Below are 24,637 nucleotides of genomic sequence, written 5' to 3' on the forward strand. Positions count from 1 at the left end.
TCTTTATCGTTTTTTGCCAAATATCCATATCCTGCGGGCCGGTCAATCTCCCATCGACCATTTTGGCAGGTTTACAGGCATCGTCGACGGCCGCTTGCACGTGCTCTTCATCTCGTAATACGTTCCGGATTCCGCAGAATCATAGAAACCGTGCATCATTTCCAGCACATGGTATGCCATTTCCCCATTCGCACGGAAATCCCCGCCCTTGCGGATCGCGCGGGCCATGTCGGAAAGGCCGAGGCCGCGGCTGTTTTCCATGTAATCAAAACAGGGCGGGATGACCGACCACGGCGTCGCCTCCTCGAGCCTCGGGAGCGGCACAGGCGTATCTACCCAGTCGGAAGCGTCTTTCCTGCGCAGCTTGGTTTCGCCATGGAAAATGTCCGGCCCGGCAAGCGGATCGGGATCCGTCTGGCTCATCGTGCCTTCCGTACCATAGATCTCGAAGCGCGGCAGGTTGTTGTCCCACATATCAAAGCTCATGATCATGGTGGCGATCGCACCGTTTTCAAACTCAATGGTTCCGCTCACATGCGTAGGTACCTCCACGTCGATAACCTTGCCTGCCAGCGGCTGGCTGGTGATCATTCTCTGTTTATACGTCGTTGCCGTAGCGCCGCTGATACGTTTTGCCGGCCCCAAAAGGGCAACCAGCGCCGTCAGGTAATACGGCCCCATATCAAAAAGCGGGCCTGCGCCTTCCTTGTAATAAAATTCAGGGCTCGGATGCCATGTTTCATGGCCGAATGTCGTCATGAACGCCGTTGCGGCAATCGGTTTACCGATCCAGCCGTCGTCTAAAAGCTTGCTCATGGTCTGCAGGCGTCCGCCTAAAAACGTATCCGGCGCACAACCTACGAGCAGCCCCCTTTTCTTCGCTGTCTCCAGGATTTCCTTGCCTTGCTCCCGCGTAATCGCCAGGGGCTTTTCGCTGTATACGTGCTTTCCTGCCATAAGAGCCTGCATATCCACATCGTAATGCGCAGCCGGGATCGTCAAATTGAGGATGACCTCTACCTGCGGGTCTGCCATGATCTCTTCTACGCTCATCGCCTTGCATCCATACTGCTCGCCGCGCTCTTTTGCCCGGTCGATCATCAGGTCTGCACATGCATATACCTCGATATTTTCAAATTTGGCAATGTTCTCGAAATAAATGTCCGAAATATTGCCGCAACCTACGACTCCTACTTTTACTGTTTCCATTTCATTTCTCCTTTTTATTTGCTGGTTATTGAAAACTTTTCTATTCATTCCGGTATTTTTGTGTACAAAAACACAAGCTTGCTCCACTGCGGCTGCTTCCTTTTACCGGTTATTCTTTTTTTCATATTGGATGTAAGAGAGTTATGCCGGACTTCAAAGTCCCTGATCAATTATTGTACCCGGCCGCTTTTCAGCGGCCGGTACAAACACAATCAAAAGCCTTTCTTAATATAAGGTTATACTAAGAGATTATCTTCTTTCATGTTAATTCTAAGTAATAAAACAGTTTTTCCAGTTTCTTAAATTCTTATTCTACTACTTTTTCTCAGTTGAAGTATTCGTCCATGTTATCCTTTGTCACGAGTTCAAAGGGAATCCATGTCTCTTTTTCAACCTGCTCGCCGTTGATCAGTGCAAGGGCAACATCAACGGACTGGTAGCCCTGGCCATAGCCATCCTGGAATACGTCCGCAGCCAGCCTGCCGTCAGCCAGATATTCTTTTGCATCATCTACAAGGTCGATACCCGTTACCTGGATCTTGCCTGTCATGCCGGCGTTCTCGATTGCGTTGCAAGCGCCGATGGCCATCTCGTCATTCTGGGCAAATACGCCTGCCAATTCTTCCCCATAGGTATTGAGCCAGTTTTCCATGATCGTCATCGCTTCGTCACGTGACCAGTTTCCGATATCCTCAACAATGATCTCGATGTCCGGATATTTTTCTTCGAGCAGCTTCTTCGCCGCGTCGCCGCGGATCACTTCGGAAGACTGGCCTGCGATACCGCGGATCATACCGATTTTGCCTTTGCCGCCGATCGCGTCTGCAAGGGCCGTTACCGCGAGCTCGGCAGACTGGTTATCGTCGGAACCAACGAATGCATCAGGCTGGAGGTCTCCCTCGAACGTTGTGCAAACGCCGATAACCGGGATGCCGGCAGCATTGCACTTTTCAATGATCGGTACACAAGCCTGCGCGTCGACCGGCGTTACAATGATCGCATCCATCTGTTGAGCGATCATGGATTCGCACTGTGAAATCTGCGTGGACGGGTCGCCGTCCGCATCGTTTACCGTCAGCGAAATTCCCAGTTCGTCACAACGGGTCTGAATGCCTTCAGCAATGCTAAGCATGAACTCCGTCGTCTGTGTCTGAACAAGATATCCAAACGACATCTCGCTCGGGTCTTTGCCTGCCGCCGCGCTTGCGGATTCCACCGCCTGCGAAGCTTCCGCGCTTGCGGATTCCGCCGGCGCCGAAGACTCTGCCGGTGCCGAAGATTCTGCCGGCGCCTGCGAGCAACCTGCAAACGCTGTTACCACAAGCACGAGTGCCAGTACAACTACTAATACTTTTTTCATGTTTTCCTCCTAAATACCCTTGTTTTTTATTACTTATTCATTAACATCGCGAAACGTTTACGCCCCGCAACTTTATAAACAGTGGTTACGCCTTTATTTTTTATCAGTGCGGTCAAGCAGAACTGCAGCAATAATGATCGCGCCGCTGATTACCTGCTGCCAATAAGAGGATACGCCCAAAAGGTCAAGGCCGTTGTTTAAGACGCCGATGATAAACGCGCCGACGATTGTTCCCCACATTTTGCCAACGCCGCCCGAAAGCGCCGTACCGCCGATCACAACAGCGGAGATCGCGTCCAGTTCATATCCTTGTCCGATGTTTGGCTGGCCGACAACGATACGACAGGATTGCAGCACGCCTGCGATACCGCAGATCAGGCCGGAAATGATATAAGTTGTCATTTTGATGTTGGAAGCAGGGATACCGGAAGCGCGCGCCGCTTCCTCGTTGCCGCCAACCGCATACACGTAACGGCCAAACTTGGTCTTTGAAAGGACAAACATGGCGATAACCGCTACGATAATCATTACAATAACGAGATATGGAATTCCGCCCAGCGTGCCGCTGCCGAACGCTTTAAAGGTCGGCGCCATATTCGATACCGGCCGGCCGTTTGATAAGAGCAGTGCCGTGCCGCGCGCGATCGTAAGCGTTCCTAGCGTCACGATAAACGGGGCAACCTTTGCTTTTGCCACGATAACGCCATTGAACACGCCGAAAGCAAGCCCTACCAGAATCCCCATAATGACCGCGACCAAAGCCGGGTACATCATGACGCCATTATCGTCCACCTGCGCAAACATGGCGAACACCACGCCGGACACCGCCAGTACCGAGCCAACCGAAAGATCGATACCGCCTGTCAGGATAACAAACGTTACGCCGATCGCCAGCAACGCATTGATGGACGTCTGCGTCAGGATCGTAATGAGATTGTTGGGCGTGAAAAATTTATTTGTCGCGATCGTAAGGGCGATAATCAAAATAATAAGCGCCAATACAATACCATACTTTCTGAAAATTTCTCCCGCCGTCATCCCCCTGCCTGATTCCAGCGAATTACTTTTACTAACCATCTTTTTTTCCTCCCCCAGTTTATTGAGCTAATACATACTCCATAATTTTTTCCTGTTTTATTTCTTCTCTTTGGTTGATCTCGCCTCTGATTTTACCTTCATGCATGACGATCACACGATCGGAAAGCCCGATTAGCTCCGGCATTTCCGACGAGACGACGATCACCGCTTTTCCCTGCTGGGCAAGACCATTAATAAGCTGGTATATTTCTGCCTTCGCGCCGATATCGATACCCCTTGTCGGTTCGTCCATGATGAGGATATCCGATTCGTCCAGCAGGATCTTTCCCAAAACAACCTTTTGCTGGTTCCCGCCGGAGAGGTTTCCCACAGCCTGGTTCCTCGTCGGCGTTTTAATGGTAAGGTCTTCGATTTGCTTATCCGCCAGTTCATTCTCCTTTTTTTGATTGATGATAGGCGACTTAAAATACTTATTGACGTTGGAAAGCGTCAGGTTGTGCTTGACAGAAAGCGGAAGCACGAGGCCCACGCCCTTGCGGTCTTCGTTTACAAGTCCGATCCCGCTTGCGATCGCGTCTTTTGGGGTACGGATGGTGGTTTCCTTCCCCTTTATGAATACCTTGCCGCTATCGAGCTTATCGAGTCCATAAATACAGCGCATCGTTTCCGTCCTGCCCGCACCCATCAGTCCCGCAAAGCCGACCACTTCACCGCGCCGCACAGAAAACGAAACGTTTTCAAACACACCCTTTCTCGTCAGTCCTTCCACGCGCAGCATTTCCTCACCCGCCTGCGTATCACGTTTTGGAAATACGTCCGTCAGCTTACGGCCGACCATAGCTACGACGATCTGGTCGATATCCACGTCGCACGCATTGAACGTATCTACGAGGCATCCGTCGCGGAACACGGTCACGCGGTCGCTGATTTTAAGGATCTCATCCATCTTATGCGATATGTAGATGATCGCGACTCCCTTTGCCTTAAGCTCATTGATCACACGGAACAGGTTTTCCACTTCCCGATCCGTAATTGCCGAAGTCGGTTCATCCATGACGATCACGCTCGCATCGTAAGAAACCGCCTTCGCGATTTCCACCATCTGCTGTTCAGACACCATCAGGCTGTTCATCGTACGCTTGGGGTTTAGGCCGACGCCCACATTTTTGAGCCATTCCGCTGCTTTTACATTCATTTCCTTTTGCTGCAGGACGCCGTGTCTTACGATTTCCCTGCCGAGAAACATATTTTCGGCAATGGTCAGGTAGGGGACGTAAGAGAGCTCCTGATGAATGATCGCGATCCCCTTGGAAAGCGTTAGCCTTTCATCGCGTTTTTCAAGCACCTCGCCCTTATAAACGACGTCGCCGACGTCCTGTTTATAGGTTCCCGTCAGGATCTTCATCAGTGTGGATTTCCCTGCGCCATTCTCCCCCATCAGCGCGTGCACTTCGCCTTCCTCCAATTCAAAGGAAACACGATCAAGCGCTTTGACGCCCGGAAAAGTTTTGCAGATATTTTTCATCTCCAGTAAATGCCCTTGACTGCTCACTCATAACACTCCTTTTCTGTTTTTTTGGTACCCTGTTTCTTGGAAATCTTTATCTGTTACGAATTGTTTTTTCTCAAATCTTTTGTTTTAACAGATGTAACAATTCGCCATATTACATAATTTAACACGTGTACTTATTTTTCAATAACAGATCGATCACATGCATTTTCATCTGAAAAGATCAAGTCGTCTTAAATTTCTCTCCTGGCTTTTTCGATTAGGTTAAGTTCTCAAAAAATGGATGTCTTGGTTCCGTCAACTTTACAGCTATCATAACGCCGAATAAGGCATTTGTCAATATTTTGATTAAAAATGTCATTTGTCATTTTTTCTTTTCGGCTACATTTCTTCAAAAACCCTTTATTCATGGGCATTTCACCAAGTTTCCATATTCTTGATAATCACTGGTTGTTCCGCTTACCCGTTGACAGAGGTTTGCCGCGATGCTAGTATAGGAGGTAAAGCGCGGTCATCAACGGCCGGTCTTATGTTTTGCAGCAAAGGTATCATGGCCTTTTACATCCCTTATCTTGGAAATCCCGATCACACTGACTGCTGGTAGCACGTAAGGATCCATGTGTTACCGGGAAAAAAGGCGTTTTTCCAGCCCATTGCTGCACACGTGTTAAAAATTATTTTACACGTGTTTAGAAGTATTCTACCAGAGAACGCATACAATTGCAATAAAAAATTAAAATGAAATCTTTTTCAATACATCGCGATACGCCTTCCGCTTGCTGCGGGCGGGGATCGATACCTTTAAATTTATCTTGAACTACCGAAAGGAGAACCAGAAATGAGTAAAGAAAAAAACAAAACACAATGGCCGGACTGGAAGCTGGACGGCGAGTACATCGAGAGCTGCAGCTGCGATGTGAGCTGTCCGTGCCTCATCAGCGCGCAGGCGCACAACACGATCCTGCCCGACTATCTTCCCTGCGACGTCCTTTTGAGCTTCATTATCGATAAGGGGCATTATGAGGACGTTATCCTGGACGGATGCAAATTTGTCGTTGCCTTTTCCACCCCACGTGAAATGTGCCTGAAAAACTGGACGACCGCCTATTACATCGACGCGAAAACGCCCGAGCAGCAGGCGGCGCTGACGACGATCGTAACCGGGCAGGCCGGCGGCCCTACTGCCGGGATGGCAGAGCATACGGAAGAAGGTTATGGCGTCAAGCTGGTGGACATCAGCTATGAGCGCCCGGACATTTACGGACGTGAAGCGGAAATCCCCGGGATCATGAAGGTCAAGATCAAGGCAAAGATCGGCCAGCACGACAATATGCCGATCGTATACGAAAATGCCAGCGACATCGCTTATGTGATCACGCAGTCTTATGGTACGGACGTGCGCTATACAGACAACATGAAGGTCATGAACAATACGGGCCGCAACGCTTTTTACGGCCGGTATGTATGGGTTCCCGAGTCCCCGATCGGCATCAAATATGACCGCTGCGAAAAATAAAGCGTGAAGGACGGTAAGCCTCGGATCGGCGGGGCTTACCATCCTGCTGAAATCAAACCAGAGGTGTTCTCCATGAAAAAAAACGTATTTGGAATCATTACGCTTGTTTTGGGTATATTGCTCATATTGACCGTACAGTTCATCCTGCCCGTATGCGATAAAACGTTGGAGCTTGCAAACGGTAACGCCGTACCCATGGCCTGCCACTATACGGGGCTTTTTACCACGGCGGCCGGAGTCCTGATTATTTTCTCAGGCGTACTTTCCCTTTTCTTCCGCAAGGCACAGGCTTGTATTGTTTTAGGCTTGCAATCCCTCGCGCTCGCGCTGGTAACAGTCTTAATGTCAACCAGCTTTATCGGCGTCTGTAAAAACGCGACCATGCCTTGCCATATGGGCACGCAGCCCGGAATCATCGTGGTTTGTGTATTGATCATCGTGTGCGGCGTAGCGCAGGTGTTCGCCGGGATCAAAAAGGCGGGTACCGGTCAATGAAAGTAAAACGGCTGACCGGCGCTGCGCTGGCTTTTGCAAATGTCCGGCGCAAACCCATGCGTACCATGGGGCTCGCAATCATTGTCGCCGTCTTTGCTTTTGCCCTTTTTTGCGGCAGTATACTGACACAAAGCCTGAAAAGCGGGATCGAAAGCATGTCCGGACGGATCGGCGCCGACCTGATGGTCGTACCGCGAGGCAGCGGCACAGACCTGCAAAATTCCCTTTTACGCAGCGAACCCAGTACCTTTTATCTGGAAGACGGTATAATAGACGGCCTTTCCTCAATCGACGGTGTGGCGCAGACCTCTCCCCAGCTTTTTATCGCTTCCCTGAACGCCGCCTGCTGCACGGTACCCGTACAGCTGATCGGCTATGACCCGGCTACCGATTTCACGATCGCGCCCTGGATGACCAATACCCTGTCCGAGCCCCTTGGCAGCGGCCAGGTGGTAGTCGGCAGCCTTGTGCTCGCCGAGCCGGGAGACGAGGTGTATTTCTACGGCCAGCCGTTTCAGGTAGCCGCGAAGCTGGCGGAGACAGGTATGGGCTTTGACTCTTCCATCTTTATGACCACAGATACGGCGCAGCATATGATCGACCTGTCCGGCGAAAAGGCTGTGCACCCCGCCGGCAGCGGCGAGGGACTGGTATCGTCCATTTTGATCCGCCTTGACGCGGATGCGGACGCCACGCAGGTCGCAGACGAAATCATCGACCGTTTCCCTCACACAGATGTGGTGATATCCGACGATTTCATGCGTAATATCGCAGGCGAGCTTTTAGATACCAGTAGCCTTACACTCGCCATCACGATCCTCCTGTGGGTGGTCGCTGTACTCGTGTTGTTGTTCGTGTTCTCCATTACCTTCAACGAACGCAAAAAAGAATTTGCCCTTTTGGGCGCGCTAGGCGCCACCCGGGGCAAGATCGCAGGCGTCATCCTCTGTGAGTCGCTCATTACCGCAGCGATCGGAACGGCATGCGGCCTGCTTGCAGCGTGCCTCATCCTGTTTCCGTTCCAAACGCTCATCGCGACGTCCATGGGCCTTCCTTACCTGACGCCCGGCGCAGGCTCCGTCCTGGTAAACCTGCTTATAAGCGCGGGCATCTCCGTTCTCATCGGGCCGCTTTCCTGCCTCTATTCGGCAGTCCGCCTAAGCAAGACGGATACATATTTCACGATAAGGGAGAATGAATGATGTTACTGAAATGTGAGCAGGTCACCAGAAAATACAGCCGGGGCGAAAAAAATTTTTTTACAGCCGTAAACAAAGCCGGCTTTTCCGTTGAGGCGGGCGACTTTGTCAGTATCATCGGAAAATCCGGCAGTGGAAAATCCACGCTCCTCAATATGATCGCCGGACTTTTGCACCCCACGTCCGGCCGCATCCTATTGAATGGAAAAGAATTCTGGACAGAGGATGAAAAGCAAATGGCGTATGTCCGCAACACCAGCCTCGGGTATATCCCGCAGGGCCTGAGCCTTCTTGCAAATTTGACCGCCCTTGATAATGTCCGCCTGCCTTATTTCTTACACAAACGCGAGGGCGACGGCGCGGCGCGGGCGGAAATGCTGCTCGGGAAAGTCGGCCTTAAGGGACGGGGAGGCAGCTATCCATCCCAGCTTTCCGGCGGTGAAATGAAACGCGTCGCCATTGCGCGCGCGCTGATAAATGAACCTCTTTTGCTGCTCGCGGACGAACCCACGGCGGATATCGACGAGGATACCACGCGCGAGGTGATGGAGCTTTTCACGGAAATCCGTGCCGAAGGCAGCACCATATTAATGGCTACGCACGAGCTTGATAACGTGGGCTACGGCAACCGCGTGTTCCGCATGTCCGGCGGGAATCTTTCCGAAGCTTCGATACAGGACTATCAGAAATAAGCAATCAAAGGATAAAAAGGGATTTTCATGGAACAGGCAAAAAAATTTCATCTCAACAAACAGCAGGCCATCGTGCTCATCGTTATCATTGCCTTAACGGTATGCGCATGGATCTATACTGCCGTCAATGCCAGCTCAAGCGGTATGGACGGTATGTCTATGGACATGACGGGCGCGGCCGATCCGGAAATGGATGCGCAAATGGCAGAGCGGCTGGCTGCAGCCGCCTATTCTCCCACAATGCCGCCTTTTTCGATGTTTGTGCCGATGTGGATCGTCATGTGTATCGGCATGATGCTGCCCACGGCGGTACCGATGATCTTCGCTTTCGATACGATCAGTAAACGCCGCCGCGCGCAAGGCTTCGGCAACTCCCCTACTTACCTGTTCATCCTCGGCTACGTCCTTTTGTGGGCGCTGTTCGGCGTAGTCTGCTGGCTGGTCGGGGAAGGAATCATCGCCTTGATCGGCGGCTGCTTTACCAGTTGGACGCACACGCTCATCGGCGTAGCCGTCATTTTCCTGGTCGCGGGCGTTTACCAGCTAAGCCCGCTCAAAAACGCCTGTATGCGCGGGTGCCAGCATCCGCTCGCCTTTGTACTGCATAACTGGAAAGCAGGCGGCTCCGGCGCGCTTCTGATGGGCATGAAACACGGCATGGAATGCATCGGCTGCTGCTGGGCGCTTATGGTCGTGCTCTTCCCCCTGGGGATGATGAACCTCTTTTGGATGGGGCTGTTTACGCTGATCATGTTCTTTGAAAAAAATGCAAAATTCGGAACCTTACTAAGCAAAATCGTCGGTTGGCTCCTGATTGTGGCAGGTGCGATCCTCTGTATTATGGGCGGCTTCTTACTTGCATTATAAAAATTTGGCCATTCTCTTATCGCGCAATCGCCGGTTAGGAGACGCCTGCCTGTACCGGACATAGGCAAATCGTCAATTTCTTACCGCATTACGGCTCCACGATATTGAAGAAGAACTCGTAGGACACCATATGTTCCGTCAGCTTTTGCAGAATATCCCCGTCTCCTTCGACCGTGATATTCTGTTTTTGTTTTGTTTCGTCTTTGGCGAGGATCGAAAACATCGCCGACCGCGGCAGCGTGAGCGTCGCGTCCGCGTCGTCCGCCCGTGTGCCTTTTTGGTAGAGCAGCACGCCGTTTTTGACCGTCACGAGATACGGCTCCCCGTCCGTGATATCAAAGTTGATGGTAAGGTTCAAATCTTGAGCAGCGTTCGCGTCAAGCAATATCCCCATCTGGGCCAGCATCATTTCCGGCGTCATGGCCATCTGCAGGTCGGCGCTGCCCGTTGCTTTTTTGGCCAGGTCGTTTGTCGTACCCTCGCGCAGCTCCTTTGCGCCCGAAAGATAGACGTTGCGCCATGTGCCCGATTCCGCCCGGTAGGCAAGCTGCTCGAGCGCGTCCGCGCACAAATACCGCGCCTGCTCGTTTCCCGGATCGGCAAACACCAGCACGTTCGTGATTTCCGCCACCCACTGGTATTCGCCGCTTGCAAAATCCTCTTTGGCTTTTTTCAGCACCTCGTTTGTGTCTCCCATGTACTCCACGTATTTTTTGGCGCTGTCCGAAGGCGAAAGCGGATTTAAATTCACGGGATTCGCGTCGTACCAGCCCATGTATTTCTGGTAGACCGCTTTCGCGTTATGCGCCACCGTTCCGTAATACTGCCGCGTATACCAATTCTGTTCCAGCGCCGCCGGCAATTCAATCATGTTTGAAATCTCATCCGAGGTATAGCCCTGGTTGATATACAGCAACGTCTGGTCGTTGATGAACTTGTACATGGCTGCCGTATTTTCCATGTATTCGCCGATGATATCGTTGCCCCAGTGCGGCCAGTTGTGCGACTGGAACACCACCTGCACCTCATCGCCGTAGCGCGCAGCCGCCTCCATGATGTACCCGGCCCAGGCGCTGCCGTCGCGCACCTGTGCCCCCCGCAGCGTATACAGGTTGTGCAGCGTACCCGTGCAGTTTTCCGCCAGCCACAGCGCATTTTTCTGCGGGAACCACGTGTTCATTTCCGCCGGAGCCTCGGTGCCCGGGGTCATCTGAAATTCCATCTTCACCCCGTCCACTGTGCGCGTCTCGCCCGTTTTGGTGATCTCGTCGTTGGGCACGATATAGGAGACTGTGCCCTTTGATTGCCCCATGCCGATGCCGATGGAAAGGGAGCCCGCTTCCCCCGGCTCCAGGATGGTGCCGTACTGATAGCCCGCGCGCCTGCCCATGGCGTTGCCCGCGTATACATTCTCGCTCACCGCGTGCTCGTGAAAGCCCTCCGGCACGATGATGGGAATGTTGCGTTCCACAACATCTTCCTCCGACACGATTCCCTTGATCCCGCCGTAGTGATCCACATGCGGATGGCTCATGACGATGCCGGTAACAGGCCGTTTGCCCAGCGTTTCGTTTACCAAGGCAAGCGCCGCAGCAGAACATTCTGTGCTCATCAGCGGGTCGAACACGATCCAGCCGGTGTCGCCTTTGATAAACGTGATGTTGGTCATGTCGTACCCGCGCACCTGGTAGACGCCGTCCGTTACCTCAAACAAGCCGTAGATGTGGTTTAACTGCGCGTTGCGCCACAGGCTGGGGTTCGCCGTGTCCGGCGCGTCTCCCTCGAGGAATGCGTACGCCGTCTGGCTCCACACGATTTTGCCGTTTTCATCCTTGATTTCCAGTGCGTCCGGCGCGGCAAGAAGCCCTTTCTGCGCACACTCCTTTTCCCGTTCGTCGGAAAAATCGAGCAGGGCGTAAACCTCTTCGTTTGCGGCAACCGTCTGTTCGGTCGGCTGTTTGGCGGACACGTCCGATACCTTCACGCTTTCCTGTTCCGCCTGCGACGGCTGCACAGGCGGAACGGACGTTTCATTCGCGATTTCTCCCTGCTGAGGCTGCGCCCCGCAGGCCGTTATGCCGAACAAAAGCAATGCGGTAATCAACACAAAACAGGTTTTTTTCATATGGCTTTTTCCACGCTTTCTCTTTTCTTCACTTTCAGTATTGCAAGCACATCCGCACTTGTCAAGACGGCAGGCGGGTTTCACAGGCTCGCGCGGCGCTCTTTCCCGTCCGGTAAAGAGTCTTACTGTCTTTTCAACAGCTTTCTTCCCAGGAAAACAAGGCATACCGCGGCAGCCGCCGCGATTGCGAGCCAAATCCAAACAGGCAGGGTCTCGTCGCCCGTCTTCGCACCACCGCCGGGTGTGGGGGTATGCGTTGATTCCGACGCATTCTCGGCAAGCGTGAATGTGACCTGCGCCTGTACCGTGTCGTTCGTATCCTTCCATGCGCCGCTTTCATACCGCTCCAGTGCAAAGGTCACAGTGAGGGTATGCGCGCCCATCGCCATATCTTTCGTTTCAAACGAGGCGGTGTAGGGCGGCCCGCTCCACGTGCCGGACGGGTTGACCGACCAGCTTTTGGGTACATGCCTTTCGTCGCCCTCGATGGGATGGTCGTTGTCCATACCCGCACCAACCGCCGTGAATTCAAACGTACTGCCGTGGGCGTACGTTTTGCCGTCTTCGATGCCGAGGATTTTGCTGTCGCCGGGAGCGGGCTTCACCGGCCCGCGTGGGCGCCATTTGGCGTACAATGTAAGGTCCGACTGCACCTCGCTGGCAAAATCATAGGGGATGGTCAGCGCATCGTCCTCGTACCAGCCGAGGAACATTTTGTCTTGCAGCGCCGGATCGGCAGGTTTTGCCACCGTTTTGCCTTCCTGCACCCGCTGCGCAGGGACGGCGGTACCGCCGTTCGGCTCAAAGGAGACATTGTAATACATCTCCCGCAGCCCCGCGTACAGCGTAAAGCCGCCGCCTGTGAGGTTTGTGGGAACCGTATCGCTCCCAAAATTCCATTGCTGGGTGAGCGCTTTATCCCTGTACCACTTACCGTCGAACGCATAGCCGTAGTGATCGGGCGTAACGCCCGGATCGGCGATCTTTTGCCCCTTGACGCCGTAGTTCTGGTAGACCTCCTCATCGTCCAACGGGTCGAGCCAATGGAGCTCCACCTGCCCGGCTGCGGGCGTCCACGCAGCGTACAGTGTGTGCAGCGACTTCGCCGGATTGAGATGATAGGATTCGCCCGCGGCGTAGTTTTGGCTCACGTCGCTATCGTCCGCCACCACCTCGCCGTTCACGGTCTTTGCCTGCCCGCACCAAAGGGAGAAGTCAAACCCCTGGCGGGTTGCGGAGCTCAAGGGGACATCCGTATCCTTAGCTGCGATATACGGGTTGTCGCCGCTGTATTCGCCGCCGAGCGGCTGGAAATGGAGCATAGCGTTCTTAAATCCGGGCTTGGCGTACAGGGAGAGGGGACCGGTGGTTCCCGCCGCGATCTGCGTAATTTGGGTCGTATATTCCGCGTCCGTATACCAGCCTTTGAATTCGATCGGCTTGCCCGTGTAATCCACATTATTCAGCATCACAGTATCCTCTACGGTATAGGTGTCGGGGTTGCTGCCCTTGCCGTCCGCGAAAGGCGTGTGATAGGTGATGGGGTATTCTATGGCCTCCCACTTTGCGCGCAGGGTCACATCCGCGTCCACCCAGTCGCCCTTTTTGTCAAGGAGCGGCAGGGAATAGACGGATTTTGTCTTGTCCACATCGGCGCTGGGACTACTGCTCTCAAAATACCAGCCCATGAAGCGGTAGCCCGCTTTCTCCGGCTCGCGCAGGATAGCGCCGTCCAGCAGCGTGTACTTGTCCGGGTTATCCGGGTGGTTGGTCCCGCCGTCCAGGTCATACGTAATATCATACTCCGTCGCCGTCCACTTTGCGTACAGCACATACGGCCCGCTGCCGCCTGCCAGCTTTTGCGCGATGCGCATGGGATCGACGTACTCAATTTTTTGCTTAAATGCCGCGTCGTCATACCAGCCGTCAAACGTCGCGCCCACCCGCGTGGGATCCGCAAGCGCAGTCGGGGCGGCATTCCTGCCGATGGCGTTCGGGTTGGCCGCGCTGTTCGTGCCGCCGTTCAGCTCGTAGCGAACGAGATACCCCTCGTCTCTGATCAGGCCCACATGTATGGCGATGGGAGCCGACACAGCGATGTTCGCTGCGCTGCGGGCACTGCCTGCCGCTTCGGTGAGCTGTGCAGGTCCAACCGCTGCGGTTGGCGTTGGGACGGTAGAAGTAGTCTCTGTTGGTTGAGGCGACGCCGTTCTCGTTTGGGTGGGCGCAGGAGCCTCCGCCGGTGCTGCCGTAGCCTCCGGTGTTGCGGTTGCCGATGGCTCAGCCAATGTGGCCGCCGTTGTTGGTTCAGCCGCGTCCTCCGCAGCGGTCAGCGCCAGCGGCTCTATCCCCGGTTCATGAAGGCTGGCAGGGCCTGCGGTGTTTTCGTCCGCAGGCTCAACTGGCGGGTCAGGCGTCAGCGTCGGCTGCTCCGTCGGCGTCGCAGTTGGCGTGGGTGTTTCATCCGGCGTTTGCGTGGGCGAAGTGGTAGGCCCAGCCGTCGGCTCGGCGGGCGTATTTTCCGGTGCGCCGCTTATAAAAGAGCTGCCTGTTCCTGTATAGACCGCAACCAGATCGTACCCGCCGGACTCCGAGGGCGTCCATTCGTGCGTCACAATGCCGTTCGCAGGCGTTAGGCCGCTTGCGATCAACGTTTCCGCACCCCCGTCCTTGCGGCAGAACAGGGATAAGGTTCCGTCGCTGATGTCTGTTACGTTCTTCTTGGTCACTTCCGCTTTAAGCGTCACCTTCCCGCCGGAGCGCAGGAAGTACGCACCGCCGCGTTCCCGTGGCAGCTCGGCACCGTCCGCCGACTTCGCCGAAAGGGCCACGGAGAAGCGTGGGTCGGCCCCCACATGCACGGTTGCCACGCGAGAGATCACTGTTTGTGTCTCGGCGCTGTACTGAAAATGTTTGTCGACACGCGAGGAAACCACGCAGCGGTATTTGGCTCCGTCGTCCCCAGACGATAGCCTTTCGTAGCAGGTATCTGTGTCTATGCCCAAGTCTACCCATTCGCCAATGTAGCCTTCGCTTACCTCGTATTTTTGCCACCTGTATTCAATCAAATTGCCCCCATCCGATTCTGATGCTTTCACAGTAAGGTTGCAGTCAATAGTCCCCTGGGGGTTCGGTGTTGCATAATAATCCGCCGGCGTTGTGGGATCGACGTGCAGCGTGGCGGCCTTGGCCGTGGTGGCGGTCAGCGGGCTAGAAAGCCCGCCGTTTTGCCCGTTAAGGGGCAGGGCCTTGAACGCGAAATCGTAGGTCGTGCCCGGCATGAGGCCGGTGACGGTCATAAAGTTCTGCTTCATGGCTTCTACCTTGCCGACCGTCTGGTAGTCACTGGGCGACGCACCCGTGTTTTTATAAAACACTTCGTACTCGCTCGCAAGGCGGGTATCGGAGGCGGTGGGCTCATTCCACGCCAGCACCAGGAACGCCTTGCCGTTAGTTTGCATCCCCGTTTCGTATACGTACGGGTTTTCCGGCGGTTTGGGCGGAGCGTCCGCTTTGGGCGCTACGATAAAGCCGGTGGTGAGCAGCGCGCCCTGCCCCACGCACGGCCACACGCCCATTGTGGTCTGGTAGCCGTAATCGCCGTAACCCGTGGGCAGGGGGTTAATGGACGCGCCCGTGCCAATGGAAAAGTTAAAGCCTGCGCGCATATTTATGTTTGCACCCCGGCTTTCGGCGAATCCACCGGACAACCCTGTTTTTTCGCTGCCGAGAAACTGTACCTGCCCGGTTATCCCAGCCTGTACGGAGTCGGAGACCTGGATGCCCACCGTTCCGTCCCATTCGATCCCCGCGGCGCCTGGGAAATCGATTTGGCTGTCCGCGCCGCCCGTGGCGATGTTTTTGGGGGAGGAAACCATGTTTTCCGCGCTGTCATAATGCGCGATATCGGAAAAACCGCGCTGATAGGTACTTGGGTCGCCCACGGTAAAGTCGTAGGCGCTCATATCGAGCTTGTCCGTGCCCAGGTTGTGCCTTTTGTACGCCTCGTTGTATTGATCCATGGGGATGAGCGAATACGTGGGCGAATAGGGCACGTGGATGTTGTAGCTGTACCAGCCCGCGGGCACGGTGTCGCCGACATCGTAGACGGTTCCGTTCTCGTTTTTCAGCGTGTCGCTGTTTGCCAGCTCCTTGTATTTTTTAGCGGTCTCCTCCGTCACCCGGAAAGCTGGGAGCCATACCTTGTACTTATAGGTCACGATGGGCGTGGCATACACCAGCACATGGTTTTCATCCACCGGTACTCTGAAGGTCTGGGTGTTGCGGTTGGAGAGCCTGTCCCGCAGCTCGCCGCTGGCTGCCAGCGTGCCGTTCAGGTCGGTCGAAAAGCCCGCCAGGGCCTCGCTGCCCAACGCGCCCGCACCCGCCATGGCGGTGAGCGAGCCCGTTGAGCCCACCGAATAGTTCATGCTTTCTCCTGCCGGGGGCGGGAGCTCGTAGGTATTGCTGACCGAGAACGTAACGTCTCCCACGCCGTTCTCGTAGGGAAGTTCCTTCCAGTAAGGGGCTGCGGGCAGGGCCATGAGCGCGTCCGGCGCGCTCCAGCCATAGCTTTTTTCCATATATTTGTAGTTGGCGCGGTGCTCCGTATCCTCCACCCGCGCAAGGGAAAGGAATGTGCCGTTCCTGCTTGCGGAGCGTGTTTTCAGGTATTGGGTGTTGGTATCGTGCTGCGTCACGACGTTGTTTTCCATCCACAGCCAGGTGATGCTGCCGTCCACGACAGCGCCGGGCCGGGAATAATTGTCGTTCCACACAAGCGCGATCTGCTCGCTGCCCGCGTGGTCTGCGGCAAAACGGCCGGAAACCGCGTGACTCACCGTGACCGTCTGGGGATTCATCCTCATCTCAAATGTCCCTGTCAGTTTTCCGCCCGCAAGCTGCATCTGCTCGCCGTCTGCTTTCTGTGCGTTGTTAGTCGCGGAAAACGACAGCACCGCGCCCTCGAGCAGCAGGTAGTCGTTATCCGTCTCCTCGCTTAAAGCGGCTGCCGTAAGCGCGACCGGCTCGCTCATGGCATAAGCGCTGTCCGCTGCCATTGCCTTTTTTACGCTGCCCGTGGGCGTGTATTCCATGGGTTTGGTATAGGCCATGCGGTAGGCATCCGCGTCTTTGTCCCAGGTAAGCAGGTTGACGCAGTACTTCTGGAACGGATGGTCTTTTAGCTTTTGTTTTTTCGTATCCGTCCATGTATCCGCGTATCCGGCGACCACAAGCTCGCCGGTTCCGTTGCCGTTCACATCCGCCTCCACGGTTGCGGGAAAGCGCATATAATAATCGCCGTAATCGAGATGGTCGAAGAACAGGCGCTTCATGGCGCTTCCGTCCTGTTCGTAAACGGCGAGCGCGGGAAGCTGGCTGTGCCCTTTATAAGACTCCGCGTCGCTGCGCGGAAGGCACGCGCTCACCACAAGGTGGTCTCTGGTGCCCCCGTCTGCGCGCGCAAGGCCGGAGGTGCCAAGGTTTACGATTGGCAGGTTCCAGCCGGAAAAAGCAAAGTTGTATTGCGCCCAATCGTTGTCCGTGTGCAGATCGTTAAGCGGAATGCGGGAGCCCTCTGCGATGTCTCCGTTTATCCCGATGTCGTAAACCTGGATATAGGGATTATCAAACCGCGGCACATACACCGCCAGCTCGTCTATCCCGTCGCCGTCGTAATCGCCCGCGCAGACGGCGTTCAGCCCCTGCGCGGCGCGTACGTCGATTTCGCCGATCCTGGTATTTGAATTTGCCAGCTTTGTATAACTTGTGCTTTGGGGAACATAGCCGTTTCCTTTTTTCACCAGCGTGACCACGCCCAGCCAGCTTGTATTCTTGGCGTTAGCGACGCCCTTCTCCCTGCCCGTCAGCAGTACAGCCTCGCAGATCACCGGGGGGATGCCGCCCGACCCGTCCGCGTTCGTTCCCATATCGAGGGAAACGGTATTGAGCGTACGGTATTTGGAGTTGTCCACCCGGAGGGAGGCGTATTCCGCGGGAGCGCTCACGGGCGAAGCGTCAAGGTATCCCGCAGCGCCGCTGCCGCTGATGGTCGCCCCCTGCGCGCTGCGGGCGGGCATGGTGTCAAACACGGCATAACTGCCCTGCTGCGCTTTGCTTTTGTTCATATAGCCCACGAAAAGCCGGGACATGGCCGTCCCCTCAAAGCCTTTGAGCGGCTGCTCATCCGATGTAAACGCCTCCCGGTCGGGCAAAGACGGCAAATACGGGATGCCGAAATCCTTGTACTTCCAATCATCAAGCGCATTTTCGGGCGTTGCGGTCCCGCTTTGCGCAACGAGCGGCGCATTTGCCGCGTCCTGATTCCCAGACTCCTGCCCGCCGCTTTCCGCCATGGCGGGCAGCGCCGCAGGCAGCAGCGATAATGCCATCGCCACCGCGCTTGCCAGCGCAACGATCTTTTTTCCAAAACGTGTTTTCATCCTTTTTCCTCCCATGTTATCGTCGGCTTCCCCGCCATGCGCGGGGCTTGCTTTTATCCTGCTGTAATTTCTTGCAGACGGATATTTCCGGAACCGCCTGCAAGAAACTGCAAAACAGGTATACCGGAAGGGATAGTTCCTTCCGGTATGCGGCCTGTTCTTCCCTTTTTGTATGCCTTTGTCCGGCGGAATTATTTTCTTCTGCCCCGGGCGCGCTTTGACCTTGTCACGAGCACGACCACCACAATGACCACCACCGCGATGATAACGACGATCAGTATCCAGAAATACGGATGGAAAGCGTCCGCTGCCGCTTCTCCCGTGATTTCGATTACGGTATTGGATATTTCATTGGTGAACGCGCCCGTTTCGTCAAGAAGCTGCGCGGTGATCGCTACCTCCGCTCCGGGGGCGATCCCTGTTATAATTGCTTCTTCCGGCGCACCCTCTTTGGGCGTGACCGTAGCCAGCGCTTCATCGCTGCATGTGCTTTACGCATGGTATTATTACCTCACCAGCCGCCACGAAGAATATGCGTTCCACATGGACGCAATCATGCGCAACCTGCCGCGCATTGCCATGCTGGCCTTCCATGTTGACTACCGCAAAAGTCTGAAAAAGCAGGTGCAGCTATATACCGTATTCGGTAAAGTGCTGAAAAAATTCACGCAGGAGGGGCTTGCAACGAATATCGCGTCCTTTACGCACAACCTTCCGTATATGCACCGCAGTAACAGGGACTATTCGGAGATCGCGCTCGATCCTAAAATACTTTCCAAAATAGACGGCACGTTCGCGCCGCTGCTCGGCCCGGAGTGGGAATACCTGCGCCCGGGCATCCTCGCGTGCTTTACGTACGAGAGAAATCACCTTAATGAGGCGCTTTGCGAAAACGAAAGCGTCATGGCCCTGCTCACCAGGGAAAGCAAGGCGGACGGCCGAATCTGCGTAATGATACTCCAGCACAGCGCACTCTGGCAGCTTGGGCGCAGGCAAGAAGCGGAGAGCCTGATGGACGGACTGTGCGCATTTGTGGATGCCTGCGCGCAATACTTCATTCCCAACCTGACGGCCTATCAAACCAAACTGAAATTGCTGGACGGCGACAAAGCCGCCGCGCACGAATGGCTGAATAGCTATTATGTGACGGAGACGAACCACATCGAGTTTTTCCGTTCCTTCCAGCACTTCACCACGGCGCGGGCATATATCGCGACGGGCAATACCGAGCGCGCGTTGCATTACCTGTCGCTCCTGAAGAAGTTTGGCGAAAACTTAAGCCGCCCTCTGGACAGGTGCGAGGCAGGGGCCATCCTCGCGGCGCTTTACTGGGCGCTTGGCCGCAAAAAGGAAGCCGAAACCCAGCTTATAGAAACGCTTGCGGTATTACAGCCGTATGGTTTCATACGTGTGGTTGCCGACGAAGGGGCGGGCGTCGTTCCCATATTAAAACGGATATTATCTAAATTGAGCGATAACGGTTACAAAGGCCCGCTCACCCGCGCGTACTTAAGCGAGGTTATGCTTGCCGCGCACAGCTTTGCGGGCAGCCACGTTGGTTACATTGCGGGGATTGGCAAAAAGGATAAGCCGGTGAAGCTCTCGGGACAGCAAAAGCATATGCTGGAGCTTTTATCCCAAGGCTACAAAAACGCGGAGATTTCCGAAATGACCGGGCTTTCCATCCCCACCATCAAAACGCACACGTCGCTTGCCTACAAGAAGCTGGACGTCAACAACGCGATGGACGCGGTTTTAAAGGCACGGGAGCTGGGCCTGATCGAATAGCATTGCTTACAAACGCTTTCTTCCAAGATGCTGATATTGGGGTTTACGCAAAAAGGACAGGCTCACCGCCTGTCCTTAAACTGATTGTCATTCCGAACACTTCATTCAAGAGGAAGAGGTTCGGATATGACCGATGTGGTGGAGACAGCTGGGCTCGAACCAGCGACCCCCTACATGTGAAGCAGGTACTCTGACCAACTGAGCTATGCCTCCGTGAGAAATATTATATCACATTTTTAATATCTTGCAAAAGTTTTTATAAAAAAAGAGCGGATAATTTCCACTCTCCTAATTTTAACCGTTTTTTTAAAGCCCTTCTACAAATTTCCCATATTCGTCAGCATTCATCCAGCCTTCGTCCTTTAAACCGCGCACTTCCACCAGCCACGCGCCGTATGCGTCCTCGTTTACCTTTTGCGGCTGCTGTACAAGACCCATGTTCGCCGTCAGGATCCTGCCGTCCATCGGCATGTATATCTCGGCTTCCATTTTTACAGATTCTACATCCGCGAAGATGTCGCCTTTCTTATACTCTTCCCCGGAATGTGGCAGGCTCACATACACAATATCGCCCAGCGCCTGCTGCGCATAATCCGTGATCCCTATTTTTGCCTTTCCGTCCTCTAAAAAAGCGATCCACTCATGCGTTTTCGTATATTTTAAATTTTGCGGTGCATGCATCTTTCTCATCTCCCCCGCTATGGGCTTCTTTGTTCCCTTATATAAACGACTAACCGACTTTTCAATCCAAATTTCGTAATTTTTTATGTTTTCGTCATGAAATCGTTCGCCTTTCTTCATACACTCTCCATAAAATATGATATAATAACACTACAATAATTGTTATCGAAAGGGACGTTATGGCAGATATCCAGCGCTACGAGTCGCCGTGCAAGTCCGGGCTGACCCAGGAGCAGGTTCGTTCGCGTGTCGAGCAGGGCCTCACCAACGCATACAATACGCATACGACAAAAACTTACCGGCAGATTTTCAAGGATAACTTCCTGACGTTTTTCAATATTTTAAACGCGGTGTTCACCGTACTCATTGTGATGACCGGCTACATCAAGGAACTTGTGTTCCTTCTCGTTGTCGGCGGCAACCTGATCATCGGGCTCGTGCAGGAGCTCACTACCAAAAAAACGCTTGATAAGCTCTCCGTCCTCGTCACAGCCAAGGTGACGGTCGTGCGGGATTGCAAGGAAAGCACCATAAACGTTACAGAGCTTGTCTTAGATGATATCATGCTGCTGAAGACAGGCAACCAGATCAGCGCAGACAGTATCCTTTTGGAAGGTACGCTTGAAGTCAACGAATCCCTGATCACCGGAGAATCTGACGTCATCATCAAATCTCCCGGCGATTTTCTTTATTCGGGCAGCTTCGTTGTTTCAGGCAATGCCTATGCGCGCGTGGAACACGTTGGGCTGGACAATTACGCCAACAAAATTTCCGCAGACGCCAAGGTCACGAAAAAGCGTCATTCGGAGCTTCGCAGCGCACTGAATAAAATACTGAAGGTGATCAGCATTATTATCATCCCCATCGGTATTTTGCTGTTCTTAAAGCAGTGGCTGGCCGTCGGGCTTCCCATTGCGGACAATACCGTCAAAACCGTGGGTGCGCTGATCGGTATGATCCCGGAGGGGCTCATCCTGCTGACGAGTATTTCCCTCGCAGCGAGCGCGGTCATCCTGGCCACCAAACACACGCTGGTACAGGATTTATATTGCATTGAAACGCTTGCGCGCGTAGACGTGTTGTGCCTTGATAAAACGGGCACGATTACCGAAGGCCGCATGCAGGTAGAAGATATCGTGCCGCTGCGCAAGGCCGATATTCCCAATCTTCTCGCCAATATGGCCGGGGCGCTGCCCGATGACAATGCGACCATGAATGCCATCCGCGAAAAATTCGGCAAGCGCTTTGATTACGCCGTCAAGCATATCATCCCCTTCTCCTCTGCACGCAAATACAGCGGCGTGGCCTTTGAAGATCGCGGGACTTACCTTCTCGGCGCATATGAATTTATTTTTCCGGAACCTTTTGAAGGCGTCGATCCGGATCAGTATGCACAGGACGGTTACCGGGTGCTCGTACTCGCGCACAGCGACTATTTTGCAGAGGATAACGCAGTCCCACAGGGCATGCATCCGCTTGCTTTTATTATGATCGCCGACCGGATCCGGACAGATGCGGCGGAAACGCTGGCATTTTTCGAGCAGCAAAAAGTAGATATCAAAATCATATCCGGCGACAGCCCGGTTACGGTAAGCGCCATCGCGCGGCGCGCGGGCGTCAAAAACCCGGATGCTGTAGACGCTACCACGCTCGATACCCCGGAAAAAATCGACGAGGCGGCTAAGAAATACAGCGTATTCGGGCGCGTAACGCCCAACCAGAAGAAAGAACTGATCGCCGCGCTCAAAAGGCAGGATCATACCGTTGCCATGACGGGCGACGGCGTCAATGACGTACTGGCTCTCAAGGAATCAGACTGTAGTATTGCCATGGCTTCGGGCAGCGACGCTGCCAAAAATATTTCCAACCTCGTGCTGCTGGATTCTAATTTTGCAACCATGCCCTCCATCGTCAACGAGGGCCGCAAGGTCATCAACAATATCCAGCGCGTAGCCACGCTTTTCATTACCAAAACAGTCTACGCCGTTCTGATCGCGCTTATGACGCTCATTTTGGTGGACAGCAGCTATCCGTTCACGCCGCTCCAGCTTACGCTGATCAGCTTTGTCAATATCGGTTTCCCGGCATTTTTCCTTGCCCTGGAGCCAAATTACGCACCCATCGAAAAGCATTTTCTCATCAGCATCCTGGAAAAATCACTTCCCGGTGGTTTGTGCGTCGTCATCAGTATTTTAGTGGTCGACCTTTTGGGGGGCGTTTTCCAGTATTCGCCCGACTCCGTTTCCACCATGTGCATGATGCTTGCGGTGGCGGCGGGCCTGTGGGTCGTCGTCAAGGTGAGCCAGCCGTTCACCACGGCGCGCAAGATCATATTGGGCAGCTCCATCGGCGTCTTTGTGCTTTGCCTCATTTTCCTGCGCGGCTTCTTCGATATTTCGCCTCTGAGCCTGCCCCAGACTGTTGTGATCGCTGTAAACGTCATCCTGATGCCGTTCATCATGAAAGGGATCGAGCATATCGTCACCAAGGGAGCGTTTTCCGTCCTCATGAAAAAACAGCAGAAAAAAATCATGGATCGCCTGGAGAAGAAAGAAAGGGAAACCGGCAAAAGAAAGGATGTGTAGACCATGCCTTTTTGTCCGAAGTGCTGTGCTGAATATGATGAGGGGTATTCCGTATGCTCTGACTGCGGCTGCGGGCTTGTAGATCAGCTTCCTGCCCCGCCCGAAGAACCAACGCCGCACGCTATGCATCCGGTGCTGCTGTATTCCACGGACGACCTTAATAGTAAAATCCTCACCAATATCTTAGAGCAGGAGGGTATCCCTGTCCTGGCTCGGTCTAAAACGCTTGCCGGGGATTATGTCAGCATCTATTCCGGTTATTCCGTATACGGTAAGAAGCTTTATGTGGATCAAGCAGACCTTTCGCGCGCCCGGGAGATACTGGAGAATTTTTTGGCTGTCGAAACGCCAGAAGACGAATCGCAGGAGGATATGTCTTCCCGCCGGTTACGCAAGCGGGCACTGACGCTTTTTCTTATCTTTTTTGGCATTCCTTTGGGAAGTGCATTTGTCATTTGGATCATCGGGTTGCTTTCCCGGTTTTTCGTTTAAATAAACAAAAACGGGACTGCCGGCAGGCAATCCCATTTTTTCTTTGCTTTTCGATCAATTATTCAGCCCACGCCATTCGTCGAAAGGAAAAATAACCGCCATCGCGTGCCCGACGATCTGGTCGTGCGGGATCGCGCCGACCATCCTGCTGTCCATCGAATTCGCCCGGTTATCCCCCATCACGAAAACGCTGTCTTCCGGCACGACTGCGGCAGGCATATCCTGATACGGCTCCGGGCTGACGTATGCTTCCTCAAGCGCCTGTCCATCGACATAGACCGTACTGCCTTTGATTTCCACCGTTTCCCCCGGCAGAGCAATGACACGCTTCACATAGTTCCGGTTCGTCCCGTCCGGGTAATGCACGATAATGATCTCCCCGCGCTGCGGAAGCCCTCCGTACCGCGTCACCTTCTCCACCGCCAGACGCTCGTCCGTGTGCAGCGTAGGCTGCATGGATGGGCCGTCCACCATAATGATCTCGAACAGGAATGCACGAATCAAAAATGCCGCCGCCACCGCGATCACGATCGCCAGCACCCAGCCCCATATCGCCTTTTTCTTCACTTTAGCTTCATTTCTATTTCGTTTGACACGGCTCTGTGTCCGGCTCCGATTTTCTTCCATATTCTTTCTT

Annotated in this window: 16 protein-coding genes and 1 tRNA gene; 8 read left to right on the forward strand and 9 right to left on the reverse strand. The window is 54.1% G+C overall.

The window, feature by feature from the left end; all coding sequences use genetic code 11:
• Positions 1-42: 42 nt before the first annotated feature.
• From BN6471_RS02245 to BN6471_RS02260, 4 genes are all read right to left on the reverse strand, one after another.
• Positions 43-1,209, reverse strand: coding sequence for a Gfo/Idh/MocA family protein (locus tag BN6471_RS02245; protein ID WP_066645109.1), 1,167 nt, complete (start codon positions 1,207-1,209; stop codon positions 43-45).
• A gap of 325 nt (positions 1,210-1,534) precedes the next feature.
• Positions 1,535-2,569, reverse strand: a complete 1,035-nt coding sequence (locus BN6471_RS02250; protein WP_066645111.1) for a substrate-binding domain-containing protein — start codon at positions 2,567-2,569, stop codon at positions 1,535-1,537.
• 93 nt (positions 2,570-2,662) lie between these two features.
• Positions 2,663-3,646 (reverse strand): ABC transporter permease, encoded by a 984-nt coding sequence (locus BN6471_RS02255; protein ID WP_082903281.1) that lies wholly within the window; start codon positions 3,644-3,646, stop codon positions 2,663-2,665.
• 19 nt (positions 3,647-3,665) lie between these two features.
• Positions 3,666-5,159: a sugar ABC transporter ATP-binding protein gene (locus tag BN6471_RS02260; RefSeq protein WP_330384442.1), complete on the reverse strand. Its 1,494-nt coding sequence runs from the start codon at positions 5,157-5,159 to the stop codon at positions 3,666-3,668.
• Between the two features lie 796 nt (positions 5,160-5,955).
• Between BN6471_RS02260 and BN6471_RS02265 the strand changes: the two genes are divergently transcribed.
• The 5 genes from BN6471_RS02265 (at position 5,956) to BN6471_RS02285 (ending at position 9,886) form a co-directional block, all read left to right on the forward strand.
• A complete protein-coding gene (locus BN6471_RS02265) occupies positions 5,956-6,633 on the forward strand; it encodes a DUF1326 domain-containing protein (protein ID WP_066645113.1) in 678 nt (225 codons plus the stop codon).
• Positions 6,634-6,705: 72 nt separating this feature from the next.
• Complete coding sequence (locus BN6471_RS02270; RefSeq protein ID WP_066645114.1) at positions 6,706-7,128, forward strand: DUF4418 family protein; 423 nt, start codon at positions 6,706-6,708, stop codon at positions 7,126-7,128.
• Positions 7,125-8,330 carry an ABC transporter permease gene (locus BN6471_RS02275; RefSeq protein WP_066645115.1) on the forward strand — a complete coding sequence of 402 codons (1,206 nt, stop codon included), beginning with the start codon at positions 7,125-7,127 and terminating at the stop codon, positions 8,328-8,330. The genes BN6471_RS02270 and BN6471_RS02275 overlap by 4 nt, the downstream gene beginning before the upstream one ends.
• The gene (locus BN6471_RS02280) at positions 8,327-9,019 is read left to right on the forward strand and encodes an ABC transporter ATP-binding protein (protein ID WP_242861823.1); all 693 of its coding nucleotides are present in this window, start codon (positions 8,327-8,329) and stop codon (positions 9,017-9,019) included. The genes BN6471_RS02275 and BN6471_RS02280 overlap by 4 nt, the downstream gene beginning before the upstream one ends.
• Positions 9,020-9,046: 27 nt before the next feature.
• Positions 9,047-9,886, forward strand: a complete 840-nt coding sequence (locus tag BN6471_RS02285; RefSeq protein WP_066645121.1) for a DUF2182 domain-containing protein — start codon at positions 9,047-9,049, stop codon at positions 9,884-9,886.
• Between the two features lie 88 nt (positions 9,887-9,974).
• Here BN6471_RS02285 and BN6471_RS02290 read toward each other — a convergent pair whose 3' ends face one another.
• Together BN6471_RS02290 and BN6471_RS02295 are read right to left on the reverse strand one after the other, a co-directional pair.
• Positions 9,975-12,011 (reverse strand): alkyl/aryl-sulfatase, encoded by a 2,037-nt coding sequence (locus BN6471_RS02290; protein ID WP_074025746.1) that lies wholly within the window; start codon positions 12,009-12,011, stop codon positions 9,975-9,977.
• Positions 12,012-12,133: 122 nt separating this feature from the next.
• On the reverse strand, positions 12,134-18,454 hold the full coding sequence (locus BN6471_RS02295) for an InlB B-repeat-containing protein (RefSeq protein WP_066645122.1): 6,321 nt from the start codon (positions 18,452-18,454) through the stop codon (positions 12,134-12,136).
• A 147-nt stretch (positions 18,455-18,601) separates the two neighbouring features.
• Between BN6471_RS02295 and BN6471_RS02300 the strand changes: the two genes are divergently transcribed.
• Entirely contained in the window at positions 18,602-20,242 is a 1,641-nt protein-coding gene (locus BN6471_RS02300) for a LuxR C-terminal-related transcriptional regulator (RefSeq protein WP_242861824.1), read from the forward strand.
• A gap of 136 nt (positions 20,243-20,378) precedes the next feature.
• Here BN6471_RS02300 and BN6471_RS02305 read toward each other — a convergent pair.
• Both BN6471_RS02305 and gcvH read right to left on the reverse strand, forming a co-directional pair.
• Positions 20,379-20,455, reverse strand: a tRNA-Val gene (locus tag BN6471_RS02305).
• Between the two features lie 93 nt (positions 20,456-20,548).
• Entirely contained in the window at positions 20,549-20,923 is a 375-nt protein-coding gene (gene gcvH, locus BN6471_RS02310; RefSeq protein ID WP_066649683.1) for a glycine cleavage system protein GcvH, read from the reverse strand.
• 179 nt (positions 20,924-21,102) lie between these two features.
• On the opposite strand from gcvH, the gene BN6471_RS02315 reads away from it, so the two are divergent.
• Together BN6471_RS02315 and BN6471_RS02320 are read left to right on the forward strand one after the other, a co-directional pair.
• Complete coding sequence (locus tag BN6471_RS02315; protein WP_066645123.1) at positions 21,103-23,508, forward strand: HAD-IC family P-type ATPase; 2,406 nt, start codon at positions 21,103-21,105, stop codon at positions 23,506-23,508.
• A gap of 3 nt (positions 23,509-23,511) precedes the next feature.
• Positions 23,512-24,000: a putative signal transducing protein gene (locus BN6471_RS02320; protein WP_066645125.1), complete on the forward strand. Its 489-nt coding sequence runs from the start codon at positions 23,512-23,514 to the stop codon at positions 23,998-24,000.
• A gap of 54 nt (positions 24,001-24,054) precedes the next feature.
• On the opposite strand, the gene lepB is transcribed toward BN6471_RS02320, so the two are convergent.
• A complete protein-coding gene (gene lepB / locus BN6471_RS02325; RefSeq protein ID WP_066645127.1) occupies positions 24,055-24,627 on the reverse strand; it encodes a signal peptidase I in 573 nt (190 codons plus the stop codon).
• Between the last annotated feature and the right edge of the window lie 10 nt (positions 24,628-24,637).

It is taken from the genome of Christensenella timonensis (genome assembly GCF_900087015.1).
In the GTDB taxonomy this organism is placed as follows: Bacteria; Bacillota; Clostridia; order Christensenellales; family Christensenellaceae; genus Christensenella; species Christensenella timonensis.